A 17,510-nucleotide genomic window follows, 5' to 3' on the forward strand; every position below is an offset into this window, starting at 1 on the left:
GCTGTCCGCACCCGGATCCAGAACGTCGCGCAAAAGCGCTCGGCGCCAGCGGATTTCGGCTGCGGGGCGATGTGTGGCGGTACGACCGCACAGCGACGAGCCGGTCACGGTCACGCCTTCTATTCTTGAGGGGCAGCCGCGCACCCCTTCGCGGCGGAGATCCCGGGGAGCGTAGTGACCGCACGAATCACGCCTCTACGGCTCGAAGCATTCGAGCAGCTGCCGAAGCATGCGCGCCGCTGCGTGTACTGGGAAGTCGATCCACTGATCGTCGGCAGCGACCAACAGCTCTCGGATCCCGAGTTCGAGAAGGAAGCCTGGCTGTCGATGGTGATGCTGGAGTGGGGCTCCTGCGGACAGCTGGCGGTCGAGAGCAGGGAGCCGCTGCCGGAAGACGAGACGGGCGATGAACCGTGCCTGGGTTATGCGTTCTACGCGCCGCCCCGCAGCGTGCCCCGCGCGGGGCGCTTCCCGACCGGACCTGTCAGCGCCGACGCGGTGCTGCTGACGTCACTGGGCGTCGACGCGAGCCTCGGTCAGGACGATCTGTCTCGGGCGCTGATCGCCGGGGTGGTCGGTGATCTCGTGCGACGGGGCGTGCGCGCGTTGGAGGCGTTCGGTCGCTCGGCCGCGGCCGACGAGCTGAGCGACCTCGATGAGGTGCCCGCGGATGTGGCGCCCGTGCTCGAAACACTCGGTGACTGCGCGATGGGCACCTGCGTGATGCCGAGCGACCTTCTTCTCGATGCGGGCTTCGTGGTGGTGTCACACCACACGTACTTCCCGCGCCTGCGGTTGGAGCTCGAGCAGGGTCTCGGGTGGAAGGCCGGTGTGGAGGCCGCCCTGGAACGTCTGCTTGAGAGCGCACAGTTGCAGCAGCCGGTCGGCGCCGGCGCGGCAGCGGGCTGCTAGCTGCGGCGGGCCTGCTCGACGGCCATCTCGTGGGCCAACAACTCGGCGAACGTGAAAGTGCCTGTGGGACGGTCGTTCTTACCCAGGAGGTAGAGCCGTTTCACGGCTGCGAGGATGCCCTCGGCGAGGGAGTCACGTGCGCTCGGCGACACCAGCGTGGCCCGATCCCCGGGATTGCTGATGTAACCGACGTCCACCTGCACGGAGGGCATGCGGGTCAGGCGCAGCAGATCCCACGTGCGGCCGTGCACGCGGCAATCCTGTAAACCGGTGCGCGCCACGACTTCCCGCTGGATGAAGTCGGCCAGATTGCGTCCGATGGTGGAGACCGAGCCGTGCGAGTTGCCGAAGTGGAACGAGGCGACACCGTTGGCCGCGGGGCTTGCCTGACTCTCACACCGCAGGCTGATCATCAGATCGGCACCCACGGAATTGGCGGTGGCGGCACGCTCGGCGTCGGTGGGGGAGGCGGCGGCCGGACGAGACAGGAACGTCTCCATGCCGATGGCCGTCATCCGGCCTTCGAGCCGACTTGCCAAGTCCCACAGAATGTCTGCTTCACTGATGGGCCCCGACGGGCCATTCGTGATCAGCCCGTGGTCACCTCCGCCGCGGCCCGGATCGATGATGATCCTCTTGCCGGACAGCCAGGGTCCGGAGCTGCGCACCAGCTCCTCTTCGCGGATCGCGTGCGGCGAGCCGCCGGTCACGCGGGAACCGAGGTTGTACAGCGAACGCAACGTCTCCGGACCGCAGATGCCGTCGGGGAAGAGTCCGAACTCACGCTGGTACGACATCAGTGCGTTGTGGGTCTGCAACCCGAAGTGCCCGTCGACCAAACCCGTGTAGAAGCCGAGATCCTGCAGGCGCGCCTGCAAGGTGGCGACGTCGTCGCCGTACATCGGGGCGCCGAACTGGTGATTCAGTGTCCGCGCGCCCAGGCGGTAGGACGCCTCTTTGATGGCCCGGTAGGTCGCCTCGCCGACGATGCCGTCGACGAGGAGACCACGGTACTGCTGGAAGGCGCGGACCGCGTGATCGAGCTCGCCGTCGAACACGTCGACGGCAACCCTGCGCCCCGTGACCAGGTCGTCGTCGGGGTCGTTCAGCATCCCCAGGGCGGCCAGCGCGGTCCGGATCTCGGTGACCGCTGCAGAACGGTCACCGCGACGCAGACTCGACATAGGCAGCATTCTCTCAGAAGGGGAGAGGATTCCGGAAAACCCCAGGGAAGTGTCCAGGGGTGAAACGAGGTCCGCTACAGCACGTCAGCGAGCTCGCGCAGCAGCGCAGCCTTGCCTTTCGCCCCCACGATCCGCTTCACGGGCTCGCCGTCCTTGAACAGGATCATGGTGGGGATCGACACGACAGAGAAGTCCCGAGCCGTCGCCGGGTTCTCGTCGACGTCGAGCTTGGCCACCGTGAGCGACCCGGCCTTCTCGGACGCGATCTCTTCCAGCACGGGGGCGACCATCTTGCACGGGCCGCACCACGTCGCCCAGAAATCGACCAGCACCGGGGTGCCGCTGGACAGCACGTCCTGGGAGAAGGAATCGTCGGTGACAGCCACGGTCGCCGAAGTGGACTCGCTCATTGCTGTGCTCCAATCAGATCGCTGTCGTCGGTGGTGGTGGAGGTTCGTTCGCCCGGCTCGGCGTGATCGGCCAGCCAGCGTTCCGCGTCGATCGCTGCGGCACAACCACTTCCGGCGGCGGTGATGGCCTGCCGATAGGTGTGATCCACCAGATCGCCCGCGGCGAAGACGCCGTCGACAGAGGTGTAGGTGGTGCGGCCCACGACCTGGACGTAACCCTCGTCGTCGAGATCGACCTGCCCGCGGACCAACTCCGATCGCGGATCATGCCCGATCGCGACGAACACGCCAGTGACGGCCAGCGCGGACTGCTCACCGGTGATGGTGTTGCGCAGCTTGATGCCGGTCACCTTCGGATCGCCTTCGATGGCTTCCACGGCGGTGTTGGTCAAGATGGTGATCTTCTCGTTCTGCTCCGCGCGCTCGAGCATGATCTTCGAGGCACGGAACTCGTCGCGCCGGTGGATCAGCGTGACGCTGCGCGCGAAGCGGGTCAGGAACGTGGCTTCCTCCATCGCCGAATCGCCACCGCCGACCACGGCGATGTCCTGATCGCGGAAGAAAAAGCCGTCACAGGTGGCGCACGTGCTGACGCCCATGCCGAGCAGCGCGTCCTCACCGGGGACCCCGAGGTGGCGGGCCGCGGCGCCCATCGCGAGGATGACGGCGCGCGCCTGATGGGTTTCGTCGCCGACGGTGACGGTCTTCACCGGTCCGGTGAGGTCGACCGCGTCGACGTCCTCCATGCGCAGGTCCGCGCCGAAGCGCAGCGCCTGCTCACGCATCTGATCCATCAGTTCGGGACCGGTGATGCCGTCCTTGAAGCCGGGGTAGTTCTCCACCTCGGTCGTGGTCATCAGAGCGCCGCCGAACTGGCTGCCTTCGAAGACGAGGGGTTTGAGCTGGGCCCGCGCGCTGTAGACGGCTGCGGTGTATCCGGCCGGACCGGAACCGACGATGATCAGGTCATGGACGGTGGACGAGGAGGTCATGAGTGCCTTTCTGCCTGCAATCCTTGAACACCAGGGTAGGCCGGGGTGTTCCCGATGGCCGCCCGGGCGGGTCAGCGGTGTTTCGAGGGTGGTTCGGCGGCCCGCAGGGCGGCGCCGATACGGGCGGTGACTTCCGCGGGCACCTCGGGCGCTGAGGCGCTGTCGCTCTCGAGGTCGGCGCCGAGTCGACCCAGTTCCCTGCGGACGGTGTCGAGGGCGGCCAGCGCGTGGGCGGCCTCGGGGTCGGCACGCACTCGCCGGCGCACGGCAGCGGCGGTGTCGTCGTCGAGGAGTCCGGCTTGGAGGTCGGCCAGCAGTTCCGGTGTGACGGGTTCGAGCTCATTGCCCATCGTCCACCCCCGCTGGTTGCGTTGTCCGCTGACCGTCTGAGGCTATCCGACGGAGCTCATTCGCTGTGTTCTGTCGTGAACACGGCCAGAGATGTCGCGAGCTTGAGGCGGGCCCGCGCGCACCGGCTCTTGACGGTCCCTTGCGGGACACCGAGCATCTGCGCGGTCTCGGCAACGGAGAACCCCTGCATGTCGACCGCGACGACGGCGGCGCGCTGCTCGACCGGCAGATTCAGCAGCGCCCGTTCGATCACGATCGTGGTGTCGACGTGGCGGGTCGGGTCGGTTCCGCAGCTCAGCTGGTCGTCGAGCATGGCGTGATCACGGAACTTGTTGCGGCGCAACCGGTCCAGGCATGCATTGACGACGATGCGATGCAGCCAGCTACTGACGGCCGAGTCGTGCCGGAACGCTGCGGCGGTGCGGTGCGCGGCCAGCAGGGCGTCCTGTAGCGCGTCGGCGGCGTCGTCGGGATTCGCGGTGGTCAGCGTCGCGAGCCGGTAGAGCTGACGGTGGTGGCGGTAGAACAATTCTTCGAAGGCGTAGCGGTCCCCGGCGACGTGCGCGGCGAGCAGCTCGGCGTCGGTGCGCGGCCGGATCCCGCCGTCGCCCTGCGCCCCGAAAAACCCCACAGCCGAACCCTAGGCGGCTCGAGCAGGGGCTCGACGCACCAGTTTTCGCTCAGCCCGCGGCTTTGAGCGTGATCTCCGAGACGTCGCTGCGGCTCTCGCCGTTGACCTGTCCGAGTGTGGAGATCCACACCAGGACGTAAGAGGTCGGTGCGGCGTCCTCGACCGGGATGGTGTTGGCGCCGGGCTTGAGCGTCGTCGGCTGGGTGAGCGCGGTCGTGTCGTCCAGCGAGGACGGTGACGCCGACGTGGCCGACCGGATCTGCACCGCGGTGCCGGTGCTGTTCACGGAGATGCCCACAGAACCGAGCCTGGTCGGTTGCGGCAGCTGGAGCATCAGGCCCACACCGTTCTTGAATCCGGGGAAGGGCGTCGCGTCGCTGTAGGTGTCGGTGGGCCACACAGTGGACGGGTCGCCGTCGATCGCCAATCCGGCGAGATCCGGTGCATCGGCCTCACCTTCGGGCGAGAAGACAGTCGCGCGAACGGGTTTCACGACTGCCCCGGCATCCGGGGCGCTGCTGCTCGGCTCCGAGGAGGTCGGGGCGTTGAGACCGAGCTCGTCACCGCTGAGGCCGTTGCCGACGTCTCCGAAGATCCGGCTCAGCACGGTCGCCAGCAGGATCACCACGAGCACCACCGCTGCCGCAGCCACACTGGCGCCGATGATCAGGCGCTTGCGCCGCCGAGCCGCGTCGTCGGGATCGATCGGCCCGTCGGGACCGGCCGGAGTCTCGGGCGCAGGCTCGTCGACAGGCGCGAGATGATCGGTGCGATCGGCGATGGCCGTCGCCTGCTGCAGCAGATTGAGCATGGTCGACGCGCTGCGGATACCGCCGTTCTCCTGTGCAGCCCGGGCGGCGGCGGCCGAGATCTGGAACGGGATGTCACGGTCGACGGCGCGCGGTTCGACCGGTTGGCCCGCCGCATCGAGGTCGGCCGCGGCCAGCCCGCTCGGCTCGCCACTCTCGGGCAGCGGCCACCGGTTGACCAGCAGTGCGTACAGTGCCGCGCCGATGCCGCGGATGTCGTCGTCCGGAGTCGCCGACGGCAGCGTCGCCGGGAAGGCCAGGGCCACATCGCCTTCGATGCTGACCCGGATACGCGACGGATGGTCGATGGCCAGCGCGACGCCGCTGCGGTGGGCGGCTTCCGCGGCCGCGGCCAGTGACTGGATCGCCCGCGCCCCCCCGATCGGAGAGGGGGAGGTGTCGGCGACCTCGGCGAGCGAGCCGCCGCGGATCCACTCGGACACGACGAGCCCACCGGAACCGGTGTTCAGCACGTCCAGCACGCGTGCCAGCCCCGGCATGTCGAGGCGGCCGAGGCGCTGGGTGCGGTCCAGGATCGCCTCGACCTCGCTCGCGGGCAGGGTGCGGTCGGGGTCGACGAACGTCAGCGCGACCTGGCGGTCCAACGCGGTGTCGAGCGCCTGCCAGAACTGCAGCGTGGGCGGGCCGCCGTGGAACACCAGGAGGCGGTAGCGGCCCTTGCCGACGGCGGCGCCCGGGATCAGATGAAGGTCTTCGCCGGCGTTGGCGGCCTCGAGCGGTGGCTCGCGGGGCGGATCGAAGGCCAGCGATTCGCGGGTGGGGTCGTTGCTGTAGTCGGCGCGAGGCCGCGGCGGGCCGGCTGCGGGTATCGCCTCGGTCGGCCGCTCGGGCTCGGCCGGCGCCGGCTCGACGGGAGCCGGCTCGTCGGCAACCTCGGGGACGTCCGGTTGGAAGTCGTCAGCGGACGGACGGTCGGCGCGCGCGGTCTCCGGCGGGATCCGAGAACCACCGGCGGGGGTGTCACTCACGGCAGCTCCTTTCCCGTTCCTGCGTTCGCCAACCATGCCCCCGTGTCCCCGGTGCGTCGATCCGGGAAACTGACGCGTCCGTCGCGTCGAGGTGAGATCAGGGTACGTGAGCCCGCCGCTCGGACGGGCCGGGACGGAGGCGCCGGGCCGGGCGCGCCGACGACCCAGGCGAGAGCGGACCGCGGCGACCCCCGCAACCGCCTCGGGCACCTTGGCCCCGAGCAACACACCGACGATGATCGGCCCCATGACCAGGCCGAGGACGGCCAAGCGCAGCAGCGATCCGGCCGCGCCGAAGTGGTCGGTGAGGGAACCGAGACCACCCAGCCGGTCCAACACATGGGCCGTCAGCCCCGCCGCCAACGCCGCGGTGATCGTCACCAGCACGGTGCGGACGACGCCGGGGGAGAACAGCCGCCCGCCGGGAGGATCGAGCCGGCCACGCAGCAACAGGTAACCGACCGTGGCGCCGGCCAGGAAGCCCAACCCGTTGGCCAGACCGAGATAGCCGGCGACCAGCTCCCGGTCGGCGGTCAGATGCGGCGCGGCCAGCGATCCCGCGACCTTGACGACCGTGATCACCACGATCAGCACGATGGGCGTCCACGGCTCCTCGCGGGCGTAGAACACCCGCAACTGCAGAAGCACCAGCGCGTAGGGGATCAGCGTGAACGCCGACAGCGTGATCGCCATGCCGAGGTACCCCGCGTCGACGGCGCCGAAGTTGCCGTAGGAGAACAGCGCACTGCCGATCGCCGGACCCCCGACCGTCATCAACGCGACGATCAGGATCAGCGTCACCATCGTCAGCCGAGTCGCCAACGACAGGTCCGCGAGCACGGCGGGCGCGTCACCGGCCGCCGCGTTCCGCGACAGCCGCGGCATGACGACGGTCAGCACCGTCACCCCGACGATCCCGAACGGCAACTGCAGGATCAGCCACGTGTAGTTGTAGATGGCCGGGCCCGACGCCGCCGCACCGCTGGCGACCTGGTTGCCCACGATGAACCCGACCTGGCTGATGAGCACGTAGAGCACCATCGCCAGAGCCATCATCCCGAACTTCTTCAGACGGTCGTCGATGCCCCACAGGGGCCGCAGGCTGACCCGTTCCCGGCGGATCGCGACGAACAGCACCGCGGCCTGCGCGACGACGCCGAGCGTGGTGCCGATGCCGAGGACCAGGAGTTTGGCGTCGCCCATCGTGACCGGGTTCAGCGACAGTTCGCCCGGCACGAGCAGATACAGGCCGAGGGTGAGGATCGCCACGACGTTGTTGACCACCGGCGCCCATGCCGGCGGCCCGAAGATGTTGCGGGTGTTCAGGATTGCCATGAACACCGACGAGAGCCCGTAGAAAATGATCTGCGGCAGGAGCAGATAGGCGAACGCGGTCGTCAGCGGACGGTCCACCAGCGGTTCCGAACCCAGCATCAGGTCGACCAGCAGCGGCGCGGCGGCCGTCGAGATGATCGTGACGACGAGCAGCAGCGTGGTGGCCAACGTCAGGAGCCTGCGGATGAACGCGGACCCGCCGTCGGGATCGTCGCGTTCGGCACGGGCGAGCACCGGCACGAAGATCGCGGTGAACGTCGCCTCCAGCACCAGCGCCGCGATCATGTTGGGTAGTTGATTGGCGACGGTGAACGCGCTCGACAGCGCTGCGCCGAGGATCGCGGCGAGCAGCACGATCCGGGCGAAGCCGGTCAGCCGGCTGACCAGCGTGGCCAACGCCATTCCCCACGAGCGCGACACCACCGCCGCGTCGGACAGCTCGGCGCGGGCCGGGGCCCTCCGCGGTTGTGCCGTACTCACCGCCGCCTCGTGTCGTCATCGGAGTACGCCAGCGCGACCTCGATCGGATCGGGACGGTCCAGGTCGGCGGGGTCCGGCTGGCCGCGGAACCGGTGCCACAGCCGACGCCCGACGAGCAGGACCAGCACCGCGCCGCCGGTCAGCGTGATGAAGAACAGCACCTTGCCGTAGGCGTTGGAGTGCACGGACAGCCGCACGGGTTCGCCGAGCGACAGACCGTCGACGGTCCGCAGCGCCACGTCGACCGCCACCCGCTGCGTGAAGTGCACCTCGATCGGCACCTTGAGCGGTAGGAAGCCGGGCGGCAGCACGATCTCGCCGGGGTCGGTCACCGACATCCCGGGCGGGGCGTCGATCTGCAGCCGCACCCGGATCGGCACGGGCAGATCGTTGCGCAGGGCGAGCGGCAGCGGGCTGCGCTCGGTGGCCAGCGTGTAGGACCCCCCGGGATTGACGATCGTCACCGCCCGGAACAGATCCTCCACCGTCGAACCGACGGTGGTCAGCCGCTGTTGGGCGAGCCCGTTGCGGGCGTCCGGCGGCACGGACTGGCTCAGCGCGCGCAGCATGTCCTCGCGCAGCGGAGCCGTGTACTGCGCCCCGGTCAGCCCGGTGCGTTCGTCGGTGCTCAGCGCGTTCGTCAGGCCACGAAGCCGGTCGGTGGTCGCCGCGATCCCGGACACCACGGCGTCGTCGAACCGTCCCCGCGGATTGCCGATGCCGTCCGGCGGGGCTGCGGCGCTGCCGTGCACGGCGGCGGCCTCGTCCAGCACCGCCCGCAGCGGTCGCGGCACCGCGAGCCCCGAGCGGATGGTGGTGGCGACGGTGGTCAGGACCGCCTGCGCGTCGTCGGCGGTGGCGTTCCACATCAGCGGCGGCATGACCAGCTGACCCCGGGGTTCGCTGTCGGGATCCAAGCCACGCCACAGCAACGCACCCAGGGCGTCCTGGCGCCGCACGATCGCCGAATCCTGTTTCACCGACACGCTCAGCGACGGGGCCAGGTACGACGGCGTCTCCGCGGTGGTGCCCATGCTGGCCAGTGCCGCGCCGACGGCGGGGTCGAAGGGGGCTTTCACGACATTCGGTGTGTAGCGCACCGGGGCGGTGTCCGCGGTCTGCGGTTGTCCGCCCTCGGCCTCGTCGGGCCCGGTCAGATTCGCGGCGGCCAGCGCCACCGTGGGGCCCTGCGCTGACAACAGGTCGACGGCCCCCGCGGTGAGGGGACCGTCGCCGATGACGGTGGCGCCGCGGGTGGAGGTCACGCCGAGGATCTGGTCGACGACGTCCGCCGCGCCGTTCGTCGCCGCGGCGGCCAGCGTGGGGTCACCGACCCGGTGCAGCGCGTCGAGATCGGCCTGCGCGTACGGGGTGGCCGTCACGCACATCCGCGCTGCCAGCGCCTTGAGCCGGGTGAGCCACCCGATCGCGGCCTGCTGCCCGGTGCCCGGGTGCGTCGGGGTGGTGCGTGGTCCCGCGTCCGCGGCGTCGTTGACGACGTAGCCGCCCGTCATCGCATTGACGGTGACCAGCAGGTCGGGGTCGACGGCCAGACACAACGCGTCGGTGATCTCGCCGCCGGGATCGACCTGCGGGCTGGTCGCGAAATCGGCCGCCGCCAGCAGGCTGTCCAGCCGGCCGCCGGGCGCCAGCGACACCGCGAGGTCGTCGTCGATGAGCCGCACCGGAGTGGTTCCGCCCGGGGCGCCCGCCGCCAGCCGGGGTCGGTCGGCGAGCGGCCAGAACATCGTCAGTCCGACCGGGCGGGTGGTGTCGGGCGGCACCGCGGAGGTCACCGTGTCGGTGGCCGCATCGGTCTGCTCATCGGGCGGTACGCCGAGCACGGGCAGCAGGAAACGGGAATCGTCGAGACGGGCCGGGGCGCCGTAATCGGGGGTGCCGTTGACGTTCACCATCACCGGGTATATGCCCGGCTCGGTCACGTCGAGGGACGGTCGGTCGGTCGAGCGCAGGGGATAGGCGAGCCGGAACGGCACGATCTGTCCGCGGGCCATCTCCGGGGCGATCGTGATGAAGTCGGCGACCGGCTGGAACTGGTCGACATTGCCGGCCAGATCGGTGCGCAGCGCCGTCGACGAGGCGACCGGACCGGCGCGTTCGAGGCGCACCACCACGTCGCGGACCGCGCGGTCACCGACGTTGCGGATGGTGCCCGTGACCGTGACCATCGGGTCGCTGGTGGTGGTGACGACATCGGGTGTGATGCCGTCGATCTGGACGGTGAGGAACGGCAGGGGGGACGACTGCGTGGCCGGCTGGGCGTCCGCGGCGGCGGGGCCGACGATCGGCAGGACGGCAGCCAGCAGCGCGACGACCGCGGCGAGCAGGCGCGCGGGCAGGCCGATCACGGACCCTGACCGTAGCCGTTCGCCCGTCGGCCCGGCTGGGGTTGCGCCGTCGGATCAGTCCGGTGGTTGCGGGTGCGCGAGTGCGTCTGTCCCCGGCGCCGCGGCGTGCTGCGCGGCAAGGGCGGCAGCGCCGCGGGCCCGTCGCTGTGCAGCTTGTCGATGAGCTCGTCGGCGACCTCGGCGAGGCGGCGTTCGTCGGCGTAGGCGAGTCGTTTCGGCAGTTCCCGCAGGGGCACCCAGGCGACTTCGGTGACCTCCACGTCCTCGTCGGACAGCTCGCCCCCGGCGAATCGCATCAGATAGTGGTGCACGGTCTTGTGGACGCGACGGCCCTCGGTGACGAACCAGTAGTCGATGCTGCCCAGGGCGGCCAGCACGCTGCCCTGGATGCCGGTCTCCTCGGCCACCTCACGGATCGCTGTCTGTTCGGCGGTCTCGCCGCGTTCGATGTGGCCCTTGGGCAGGGACCACAGCATGCGCCCGCGGCGGTCGATCCGGCCGATCAACGCGGCCATCTGGCTGTCCTTGGGTCCGTCGAGTCCGTCGATGACCAGGCCACCCGCCGACGTCTCGTGCACGGTGCGCAGGCGTTCGGTGGGGCGGCGCGGACCGGAGCGCTGCGGTTTGGGAGTCGCGGATGAGGCGTTTGTGGGGCTCTTCTCTCGGGTGCCGGCCGCCTCCTGGGCGCCTGCCTCGGGTGGTCCTGCCGCGCGTCGGCCGCGACGCCGCCCGCGGCGACGTCGAGGTTTTGGCTGCTCGCCGTCCGACACCCAAGCGATAGTAGCTGCCGTGAACTACCGGCCACGCCGCACTCGCCGGTCGGTGACATGCCTGTGACCAGTAGGCTCATCGGACGTGCCTGAGCCCTCGCCCGGACAAGATGTCGCCGAACTACTGGCTGCCGCGCAGGTGTCCCTGGGGCGCCACCACAGCGTGCTGCAGGCGCTCGGCCGGCTGTTCACCGATGCGGGCCACTCCGTCTATCTGGTGGGCGGCAGTGTGCGCGACGCACTGCTGGGCCGGCTCGGCACCGATCTCGACTTCACCACCGACGCCCGCCCGGAGCAGATGCAGGCCCTGCTCTCCGATTGGGCGGACGCGCTGTGGGACACCGGCATCGCGTTCGGCACCGTCGGCGCCGGCAAGAACGGCGACCGCCTGGAGCTCACCACGTTCCGCGCCGACTCCTACGACCATGTGACCCGTCACCCGGAGGTGCGCTTCGGCGACGACCTCGCCGACGACCTGATCCGTCGCGACTTCACCGTCAACGCGATGGCGGTGCGCCTGGATCCGGACATGCCGGGTGGCCTCGGGGAGTTCCTCGATCCTCTCGGCGGGCTCGCCGCCCTGCAGGCCCGCACGCTGGACACGCCGGCCGAGCCCGAGGTGAGCTTCACCGACGATCCGCTGCGCATGCTGCGGGCCGCACGCTTCACCGCGCAGCTGGGATTCACGGTGGCCCCGCGGGTGCGCCACGCGCTGACCGAGATGGCACCGCAGCTCGCGCGGATCAGCGTCGAGCGGGTGGCGGCCGAGCTGGACAAGATGCTGCTGGGTGCCGATCCGGTGGCGGGCGTGGATCTGATGGTGCAGACCGGGCTCGGCGAGATCGTGCTGCCCGAGGTGGGCGCGATGCGGATGGCGATCGACGAGCACCACCAGCACAAGGACGTGTACCAGCATTCGCTCACGGTGCTGCGCCAGGCGATCGACCTGGAGACGGACTGCCCGGATCTGGTGCTGCGCTGGGCGGCGCTGCTGCACGACATCGGCAAGCCTGCGACCCGGCGCCACGAACCCGATGGCGGTGTGAGCTTCCATCACCACGAGGTGGTCGGCGCGAAGATGACCCGCAAGCGGATGCGCGCGCTGAAGTACTCCAAGCAGATGGTCGACGACGTGTCGCAGCTGGTGTACCTGCATCTGCGGTTCCACGGGTACGGGGAGGGCCGGTGGACCGATTCGGCGGTGCGCCGCTACGTGACCGACGCCGGTCCGCTGCTGAGCCGGCTGCACAAGCTGGTGCGAGCGGACTGCACGACGCGCAACAAGCGCCGCGCGGCGCGCCTGCAGGCCAACTACGACGATCTCGAACACCGCATCGCCGAGCTGGCGGCCAAGGAGGACCTGGCGCGGGTCCGGCCGGACATCGACGGCAACGAGATCATGCAGATCCTCGGCATCCCGCCCGGCCCCGAGGTCGGGCAGGCGTGGAACCACCTCAAAGAGGTGCGTCTGGACCGCGGCCCGCTGAGCCACGAGGAGGCGGTCGAGGAATTGCTCAGGTGGTGGAACGAGCGGGGCCAGTCGCGCGTCTGACAGTCATGGAGTACTGCCTGGGCGACCTCGATGGCGGCGCCACGATGTGGAGCGCGGATCCGAGCATCGACGTCGACGGTGACGGCGTGCTGGACGCGGTGATGCTCGATCTGGATCACGACGGTCTGGTCGACGATGCGCTGGCCGATCTGGATGCCGACGGGCTCGCCGAGCGCGGCGTCCTCGGGCTCGGGGGAGCGGGCGCCGTCGACGTCGGCGACGACGGGACGGGTACGTGGGCGGTGCACCTGGATCGCGGGGCGGCGTTGCGTTGGCTCGGGCTCGACGGCGTGGAGCACCCGGCCGGCGGTGCCGAGGTGGATCTGGACGGTGACGGTCAGGCCGGCGAGCGCTTGGTCGACACCGATGGTGACGGGCTCGCCGACCGGGCGTTCGGGTCGGGGACGGCCTGGGCCGATACCGACGGTGACGGTCGCTGGGACGTGCGCCTCGTCGACGCCGACGGCGACGGCGCGGCCGACAGCGCCACCCCGCTCTGATCAGCCGCGGCCCGGCCCGGGCGGTCCGGCGAACGCCTGCGCGATCGTGAGCCACTGCTCGGCGTCCGGGCCGACGGCCACCACGTCGAGCGCGGCGCGCGGCCGGCGCTGCGTCACGAGCATGCAGAAGTGCTCTGCCGAGCCCTCCACCCGCTGGGCCGCATCCTCGGGACCCCAGGTCCAGTCATTGCCGTCGGGGGCACGCAGTTTCACGTGGAACACGTCGGCGGGCGGGGTCAGGCCATGCACGGCGTATGCGAAGTCGCGCGTGCGCACCCCGATGTGGGCGATCGACCGCAGCCGGGCCGTCGGCGGCCTGCTCGTCCCCAACGCGTCGGCCACGTCGAGGCCGTGCGCCCAGGTCTCCATCAGCCGGGCGGTGGCCATGGACGCCGCGCTCATCGGCGGCCCGAACCACGGCAGCTTGCGTCCCTCGGTGACGGTCAGCAGCGCGTCGTGCAGCGCGGCCCGGGTGCTCCGCCAGTCAGCGAGCAGGTCGGCCGGCGCGGTCGCCGCCAACTCTTCGGCAGCGGCGTCGACGAAGCCGGTCGGATTCTGCGCCGCGGCGGACACCACTTCGGAGGTGAACGTCGCCTCGTCGGTGACGGCGATCAGCGCGACCCGGTCGGTCCACAGCAGGTGCGCGATCTGGTGGGCGATGGTCCACCCGGCCGCCGGGGTGGCGGTCGCCCAGCGCTGCGCCGGCAAACCGGCGACCAGCGCATCCAGCTCGTCGCTCTCGGCGCGCAGGTCAGCGACGATCGGTGCGGCTCCGGCCATGCATCACCCTAGCCCGCCGGGCGTTGCCGCCGGGCCACCGTCGCGTAGACGCCCAGCCCAACCAGGTACAGCGCGGTGCCGGCGATCGCGATACCGGGCGCGTGCCCGTCGGCCGGGATGACGAACGCGGCCGCGGCGATCGCGAGGATGAACGCCATCCAGAACAGCGCGTCCTGCACGGTGAAGACGTGGCCGCGCAGCGCGTCGTCCACGTCGATCTGCATCGCGGTGTCGGCACACAGCTTCACCACCTGGCCGGCCCCGCCGAGTAGGAAGCCGCACACGATCATGACCGGCAGTTTCAACGTCGCCCCGCACAGCTGGACCGCGGCCGCGAAGGCCAGCGCCACCATCGGGGTCGCGTACCGGCCCCAGCGCTTCACCAGAACGGGCGTCAGGGCCGTCGCCAGAAAGGACCCGATGCCGGTCGCCGCCACGAACAGCACCGCGGTCCCCAGCCCTGCCACCGCGGCCGCGTCGGTGTGCCGCACGGTCACCAGCACCAGCAACGTGTTGAGGCCGAACGCCATCCGATGCGCCGAGAGCCCCGACAGGGTCGCCGCGACCGTCGGCACCGCGAGCACCGTGCGCGCCCCGTGCAGCCATCCGGTTGCGACGGCGTAGGCGACCGAGCCGTGCACCGCGCGGACACTCTCGTCGGGGCCCAGCATCCGGGGCGGAAAGCGCACCGACAGCCACAGCGCCAGGGCCACCGGCACCGCCACGCAGAAGATGATCATCGACGCGCCGGAGTCGCTGGAGCCGAACAACCAGCGTGGCAGCAGCATGAAGTTCGCACCGAAGAACGCGGCCGCCGCTCCCGTGGCCGTCGCGATCGAGTTCATCGCCACGACCTGCTCGCGCGGCACCACGTGGGGCAGCGCCGCCGACAGACCTGACGAGACGAATCGGGTCATCCCGTTGACCACCAGCGCGCCCAACAGGATCGGAAGATCACCCAGGCCGGCCGCCAGCAACGTGCCGACGACGACGACCAGCACGAGGCGGCCGGTGTTGGCGCCGATGAGCACCACCCGCCGGTCCCAGCGGTCCAGCAGCGCCCCCGCGAACGGCCCGAGCACCGAGTAGGGCAGGAACAGCACGGCGAACGCCGCCGCGATCGCCCACGGGTCGGCGGCGCGCTCCGGGTTGAACAGGATCGCGCCGGCCAGTCCGGCCTGGAAGAGCCCGTCGCCGAACTGACTGACCGCCCGCAACTCCAGCAGGCGGCGGAAGCCGGGCAGCGACGTCGTCGACTGCAGTGTTCTCTTCCACACCGAACGCCACGCTGCGCGGGAGGCGCGATCGTCGGGCACGGAGGTCACGTCCTAGCAGAGTGGGTGGCAGAGAAGAAGGCCGGCAGGAGCCGACCGGACACCACAGTACAAATATCGCGTCGCCCGCCGCTTGTTCGCCTCCACGCGATGGCGGTGATGACAGAATGGTTCGGTGCCACAGCCAGAGGACCCGGAGGATTTCGTCGCCCCAGCGGCACACCGGGTGCGCGCAGGGACATTGCTGCTGGCCAACACCGATCTGCTCGAGCCGACGTTCCGCCGCAGCGTGATCTACGTCGTCGAGCACAACGACGGCGGCACGCTCGGGGTGGTGCTGAACCGGGCCAGCGAGACCGCCGTCTACAACGTGCTGCCGCAATGGGTGAAGCTGGCCACCAAGCCGAAGACGATGTTCGTCGGCGGTCCGGTCAAGCGTGACGCCGCGCTCTGCCTCGCGACGCTGCGTACCGGCGTCGACGTGGCCGGCGCGCCCGGGCTGCGCCACATTCAGGGTCGGATCGCGATGGTCGATCTGGATGCCGACCCCGAGGCGGTGGCGCCGATGGTGGAAGGCGTCCGCATCTTCGCCGGATACTCGGGCTGGACCATCGGCCAGCTGGAGGGGGAGATCGAGCGCGACGACTGGATCGTGCTGTCGGCGCTGCCGTCCGACGTGCTCGCCGAGCCCCGAACAGATCTCTGGGGGCGGGTGCTGCGTCGTCAGCCCATGCCGCTACCGCTGCTCGCCACGCACCCGATCGACCTCAGCCGTAACTGATCTCATCGGCACGACAAGGTGCAGGCCGCGCACGAGCCGGCACAGCCGGCGTCGGCGCTCTGCCGCGCGTTGGCGCGGGCCACGACCTTGGCGCTCTGCCAGCAGCCGGCAGCCACGGTCGCTGCAGCCCCCAGAACACAGACCGTGAGCACCACGGCCGCCGTGGAGGCGGGTGCGGCGAACGCGACGGCCGCGCCCGCGGCGAGCATGACGGCCGCGGCCAACTGAATCGGAGCCACCCCGCGCAGGACCTGCCGGACGAAGTCACCGTCAGGGGCGGGCCGCGTCAGCGACCAGACACCCAGCGCCGCTGTCAGAAACGCGACGCCCAGGCACAACACTGCGGCGACCATCACGAGATACGAGGATACGGCCTCCGAGGCGGGCCGCCGTCCCCCGGGCGCCAGGCTTCGCCCGGGGGACGACGCCGCTCAACCCTGCAGTCCCAGCAGCTGCGGCGCGGGGGCCACCGCAGCGGGGAGAGCAGGAGCCGGGGGCGCCGGTGGTGCCGGCGCAGGGGGCGCGCCCAGCGGCGCACCGGGGGCGGGCGCCGCGGACGGCACGCTCACCTTGAAGCCCTTGATGATCGCCTCGGTGGCATCCGCGGCCGCGACGACCTGGTCGACGCTCGTGGTGACGGCCAGTGACACCAGGTACCGGTCGGGACCGACGGTCGCGATGACGTGGCGGCGCGAGGTGTTCAGCGTCATCGCGTTCTCGCGGTACGTGCCTTCGATCAACGACGACGGCATCCCGCCGAAGTCGGCGAACGAGGCGTCGGTGGCGCGCCACGCCGGCTGCTGTTGGGCGTCGATGAACCCGTGGCTGATCGCTTCTCGCGGATCGAAGTCACCGACCAGTTTGTAGACCACCACCTGGGCGTTCGAGGAGTACAACCCGTTGCCGCCGACGCGGTCGGCGATCACTGCGAACGCATCGGGCACGTTCGGATCGGGGATGTGCTGCCAACCGCGCGGCATCGGCAGCACGATGTTCAGGGCGCGGAAGTCGCGGCTCGACTGCGGCTGCATGGTGACGCCCTTGGCCGTGAAGAAGTCGGTGAGCGTGCCCGAGGTGGCAGGGGCGAGCTGCGGCTGCGGGACGACTGCGGGAGCGGTGACTCCGGCGGGTACCGCGGCCATTCCCGCCGTGACGGGTGCCACACCCGCGGGCACCGCGGCGGCGCCCGGCGCCGCGATGGTCGCCGGCGACGGCTGGGTGGGCTGCACCGGCAGCGGCTGCGCCGACGCGGTCGCCGCGACAGTGAGCACGCCTGCCACAGCGACGGCGCACGCACCCAGTCCTTCTGCCAGAACCCGCCAGCCGCGGGCGATTTCGCTCATCGAGTGAAGTCCTCCCAGTTGGTTTCACCGACTCCCTGGCGCCTCGTG

General features: G+C 70.5%; 15 protein-coding genes and 1 pseudogene. 4 read left to right on the forward strand and 12 right to left on the reverse strand.

The features are described from left to right. Positions 1 to 174 precede the first annotated feature (174 nt). Positions 175 to 912 (forward strand): acetyltransferase, encoded by a 738-nt coding sequence (locus tag MHN84_RS09410; protein ID WP_241204366.1) that lies wholly within the window; start codon positions 175 to 177, stop codon positions 910 to 912. Here the strand turns inward: MHN84_RS09410 and MHN84_RS09415 are convergent. The 8 genes and pseudogenes from MHN84_RS09415 to MHN84_RS09450 form a co-directional block, all read right to left on the reverse strand. Beyond that, entirely contained in the window at positions 909 to 2,096 is a 1,188-nt protein-coding gene (locus tag MHN84_RS09415) for an N-acetylmuramoyl-L-alanine amidase (protein WP_241204367.1), read from the reverse strand. The two genes, MHN84_RS09410 and MHN84_RS09415, sit on opposite strands and share 4 nt — an antisense overlap. Positions 2,097 to 2,170: 74 nt before the next feature. Further along, positions 2,171 to 2,506, reverse strand: a complete 336-nt coding sequence (trxA, locus tag MHN84_RS09420; RefSeq protein WP_221352799.1) for a thioredoxin — start codon at positions 2,504 to 2,506, stop codon at positions 2,171 to 2,173. Beyond that, entirely contained in the window at positions 2,503 to 3,498 is a 996-nt protein-coding gene (gene trxB / locus MHN84_RS09425) for a thioredoxin-disulfide reductase (RefSeq protein ID WP_241204368.1), read from the reverse strand. The genes trxA and trxB overlap by 4 nt, the downstream gene beginning before the upstream one ends. A gap of 89 nt (positions 3,499 to 3,587) precedes the next feature. Next, positions 3,588 to 3,848 (reverse strand): annotated as a pseudogene (locus tag MHN84_RS09430) (hypothetical protein); the annotation flags it as partial. A 56-nt stretch (positions 3,849 to 3,904) separates the two neighbouring features. Beyond that, positions 3,905 to 4,480: an RNA polymerase sigma factor SigM gene (gene sigM / locus MHN84_RS09435; RefSeq protein WP_241204369.1), complete on the reverse strand. Its 576-nt coding sequence runs from the start codon at positions 4,478 to 4,480 to the stop codon at positions 3,905 to 3,907. 49 nt (positions 4,481 to 4,529) lie between these two features. Further along, positions 4,530 to 8,015: a murein biosynthesis integral membrane protein MurJ gene (gene murJ, locus MHN84_RS09440; RefSeq protein WP_241204562.1), complete on the reverse strand. Its 3,486-nt coding sequence runs from the start codon at positions 8,013 to 8,015 to the stop codon at positions 4,530 to 4,532. 74 nt (positions 8,016 to 8,089) lie between these two features. Beyond that, complete coding sequence (locus MHN84_RS09445; RefSeq protein WP_374238346.1) at positions 8,090 to 10,462, reverse strand: hypothetical protein; 2,373 nt, start codon at positions 10,460 to 10,462, stop codon at positions 8,090 to 8,092. Further along, complete coding sequence (locus MHN84_RS09450) at positions 10,459 to 11,232, reverse strand: NUDIX hydrolase (RefSeq protein WP_241204370.1); 774 nt, start codon at positions 11,230 to 11,232, stop codon at positions 10,459 to 10,461. Before MHN84_RS09450 ends, MHN84_RS09445 begins: the two co-directional genes overlap by 4 nt. Positions 11,233 to 11,317: 85 nt before the next feature. On the opposite strand from MHN84_RS09450, the gene MHN84_RS09455 reads away from it, so the two are divergent. Together MHN84_RS09455 and MHN84_RS09460 are read left to right on the forward strand one after the other, a co-directional pair. Beyond that, on the forward strand, positions 11,318 to 12,784 hold the full coding sequence (locus MHN84_RS09455; RefSeq protein ID WP_241204371.1) for a CCA tRNA nucleotidyltransferase: 1,467 nt from the start codon (positions 11,318 to 11,320) through the stop codon (positions 12,782 to 12,784). Positions 12,785 to 12,789: 5 nt separating this feature from the next. Further along, positions 12,790 to 13,284, forward strand: a complete 495-nt coding sequence (locus MHN84_RS09460) for a pullulanase (protein WP_241204372.1) — start codon at positions 12,790 to 12,792, stop codon at positions 13,282 to 13,284. On the opposite strand, the gene MHN84_RS09465 is transcribed toward MHN84_RS09460, so the two are convergent. Both MHN84_RS09465 and MHN84_RS09470 read right to left on the reverse strand, forming a co-directional pair. Next, entirely contained in the window at positions 13,285 to 14,064 is a 780-nt protein-coding gene (locus MHN84_RS09465) for a TIGR03084 family metal-binding protein (RefSeq protein ID WP_241204373.1), read from the reverse strand. An 8-nt stretch (positions 14,065 to 14,072) separates the two neighbouring features. Beyond that, positions 14,073 to 15,380, reverse strand: coding sequence for an MFS transporter (locus MHN84_RS09470; protein WP_241204564.1), 1,308 nt, complete (start codon positions 15,378 to 15,380; stop codon positions 14,073 to 14,075). A gap of 133 nt (positions 15,381 to 15,513) precedes the next feature. Between MHN84_RS09470 and MHN84_RS09475 the strand changes: the two genes are divergently transcribed. Next, positions 15,514 to 16,119 carry a YqgE/AlgH family protein gene (locus MHN84_RS09475; protein WP_241204374.1) on the forward strand — a complete coding sequence of 202 codons (606 nt, stop codon included), beginning with the start codon at positions 15,514 to 15,516 and terminating at the stop codon, positions 16,117 to 16,119. A gap of 2 nt (positions 16,120 to 16,121) precedes the next feature. On the opposite strand, the gene MHN84_RS09480 is transcribed toward MHN84_RS09475, so the two are convergent. Together MHN84_RS09480 and MHN84_RS09485 are read right to left on the reverse strand one after the other, a co-directional pair. Beyond that, positions 16,122 to 16,475 (reverse strand): hypothetical protein, encoded by a 354-nt coding sequence (locus MHN84_RS09480; protein WP_241204375.1) that lies wholly within the window; start codon positions 16,473 to 16,475, stop codon positions 16,122 to 16,124. Between the two features lie 75 nt (positions 16,476 to 16,550). Next, entirely contained in the window at positions 16,551 to 17,462 is a 912-nt protein-coding gene (locus MHN84_RS09485; protein WP_241204376.1) for an LpqN/LpqT family lipoprotein, read from the reverse strand. Between the last annotated feature and the right edge of the window lie 48 nt (positions 17,463 to 17,510).

It is taken from the genome of Mycobacterium sp. PSTR-4-N (assembly GCF_022348085.1).
In the GTDB taxonomy this organism is placed as follows: Bacteria; Actinomycetota; Actinomycetes; order Mycobacteriales; family Mycobacteriaceae; genus Mycobacterium.

What these genes read in the sequence shown, in the direction of transcription:
- MHN84_RS09465 (WP_241204373.1), bottom strand. Translation starts at nt 14,064, where the DNA reads ATGGCCGGAGCCGCACCGATCGTCGCTGACCTGCGCGCCGAGAGCGAC.
- MHN84_RS09415 (WP_241204367.1), bottom strand. Translation starts at nt 2,096, where the DNA reads ATGTCGAGTCTGCGTCGCGGTGACCGTTCTGCAGCGGTCACCGAGATC.
- murJ (WP_241204562.1), bottom strand. Translation starts at nt 8,015, where the DNA reads ATGGCGTTGGCCACGCTGGTCAGCCGGCTGACCGGCTTCGCCCGGATC.
- MHN84_RS09485 (WP_241204376.1), bottom strand. Translation starts at nt 17,462, where the DNA reads ATGAGCGAAATCGCCCGCGGCTGGCGGGTTCTGGCAGAAGGACTGGGT.
- trxB (WP_241204368.1), bottom strand. Translation starts at nt 3,498, where the DNA reads ATGACCTCCTCGTCCACCGTCCATGACCTGATCATCGTCGGTTCCGGT.
- trxA (WP_221352799.1), bottom strand. Translation starts at nt 2,506, where the DNA reads ATGAGCGAGTCCACTTCGGCGACCGTGGCTGTCACCGACGATTCCTTC.
- MHN84_RS09460 (WP_241204372.1), top strand. Translation starts at nt 12,790, where the DNA reads ATGGAGTACTGCCTGGGCGACCTCGATGGCGGCGCCACGATGTGGAGC.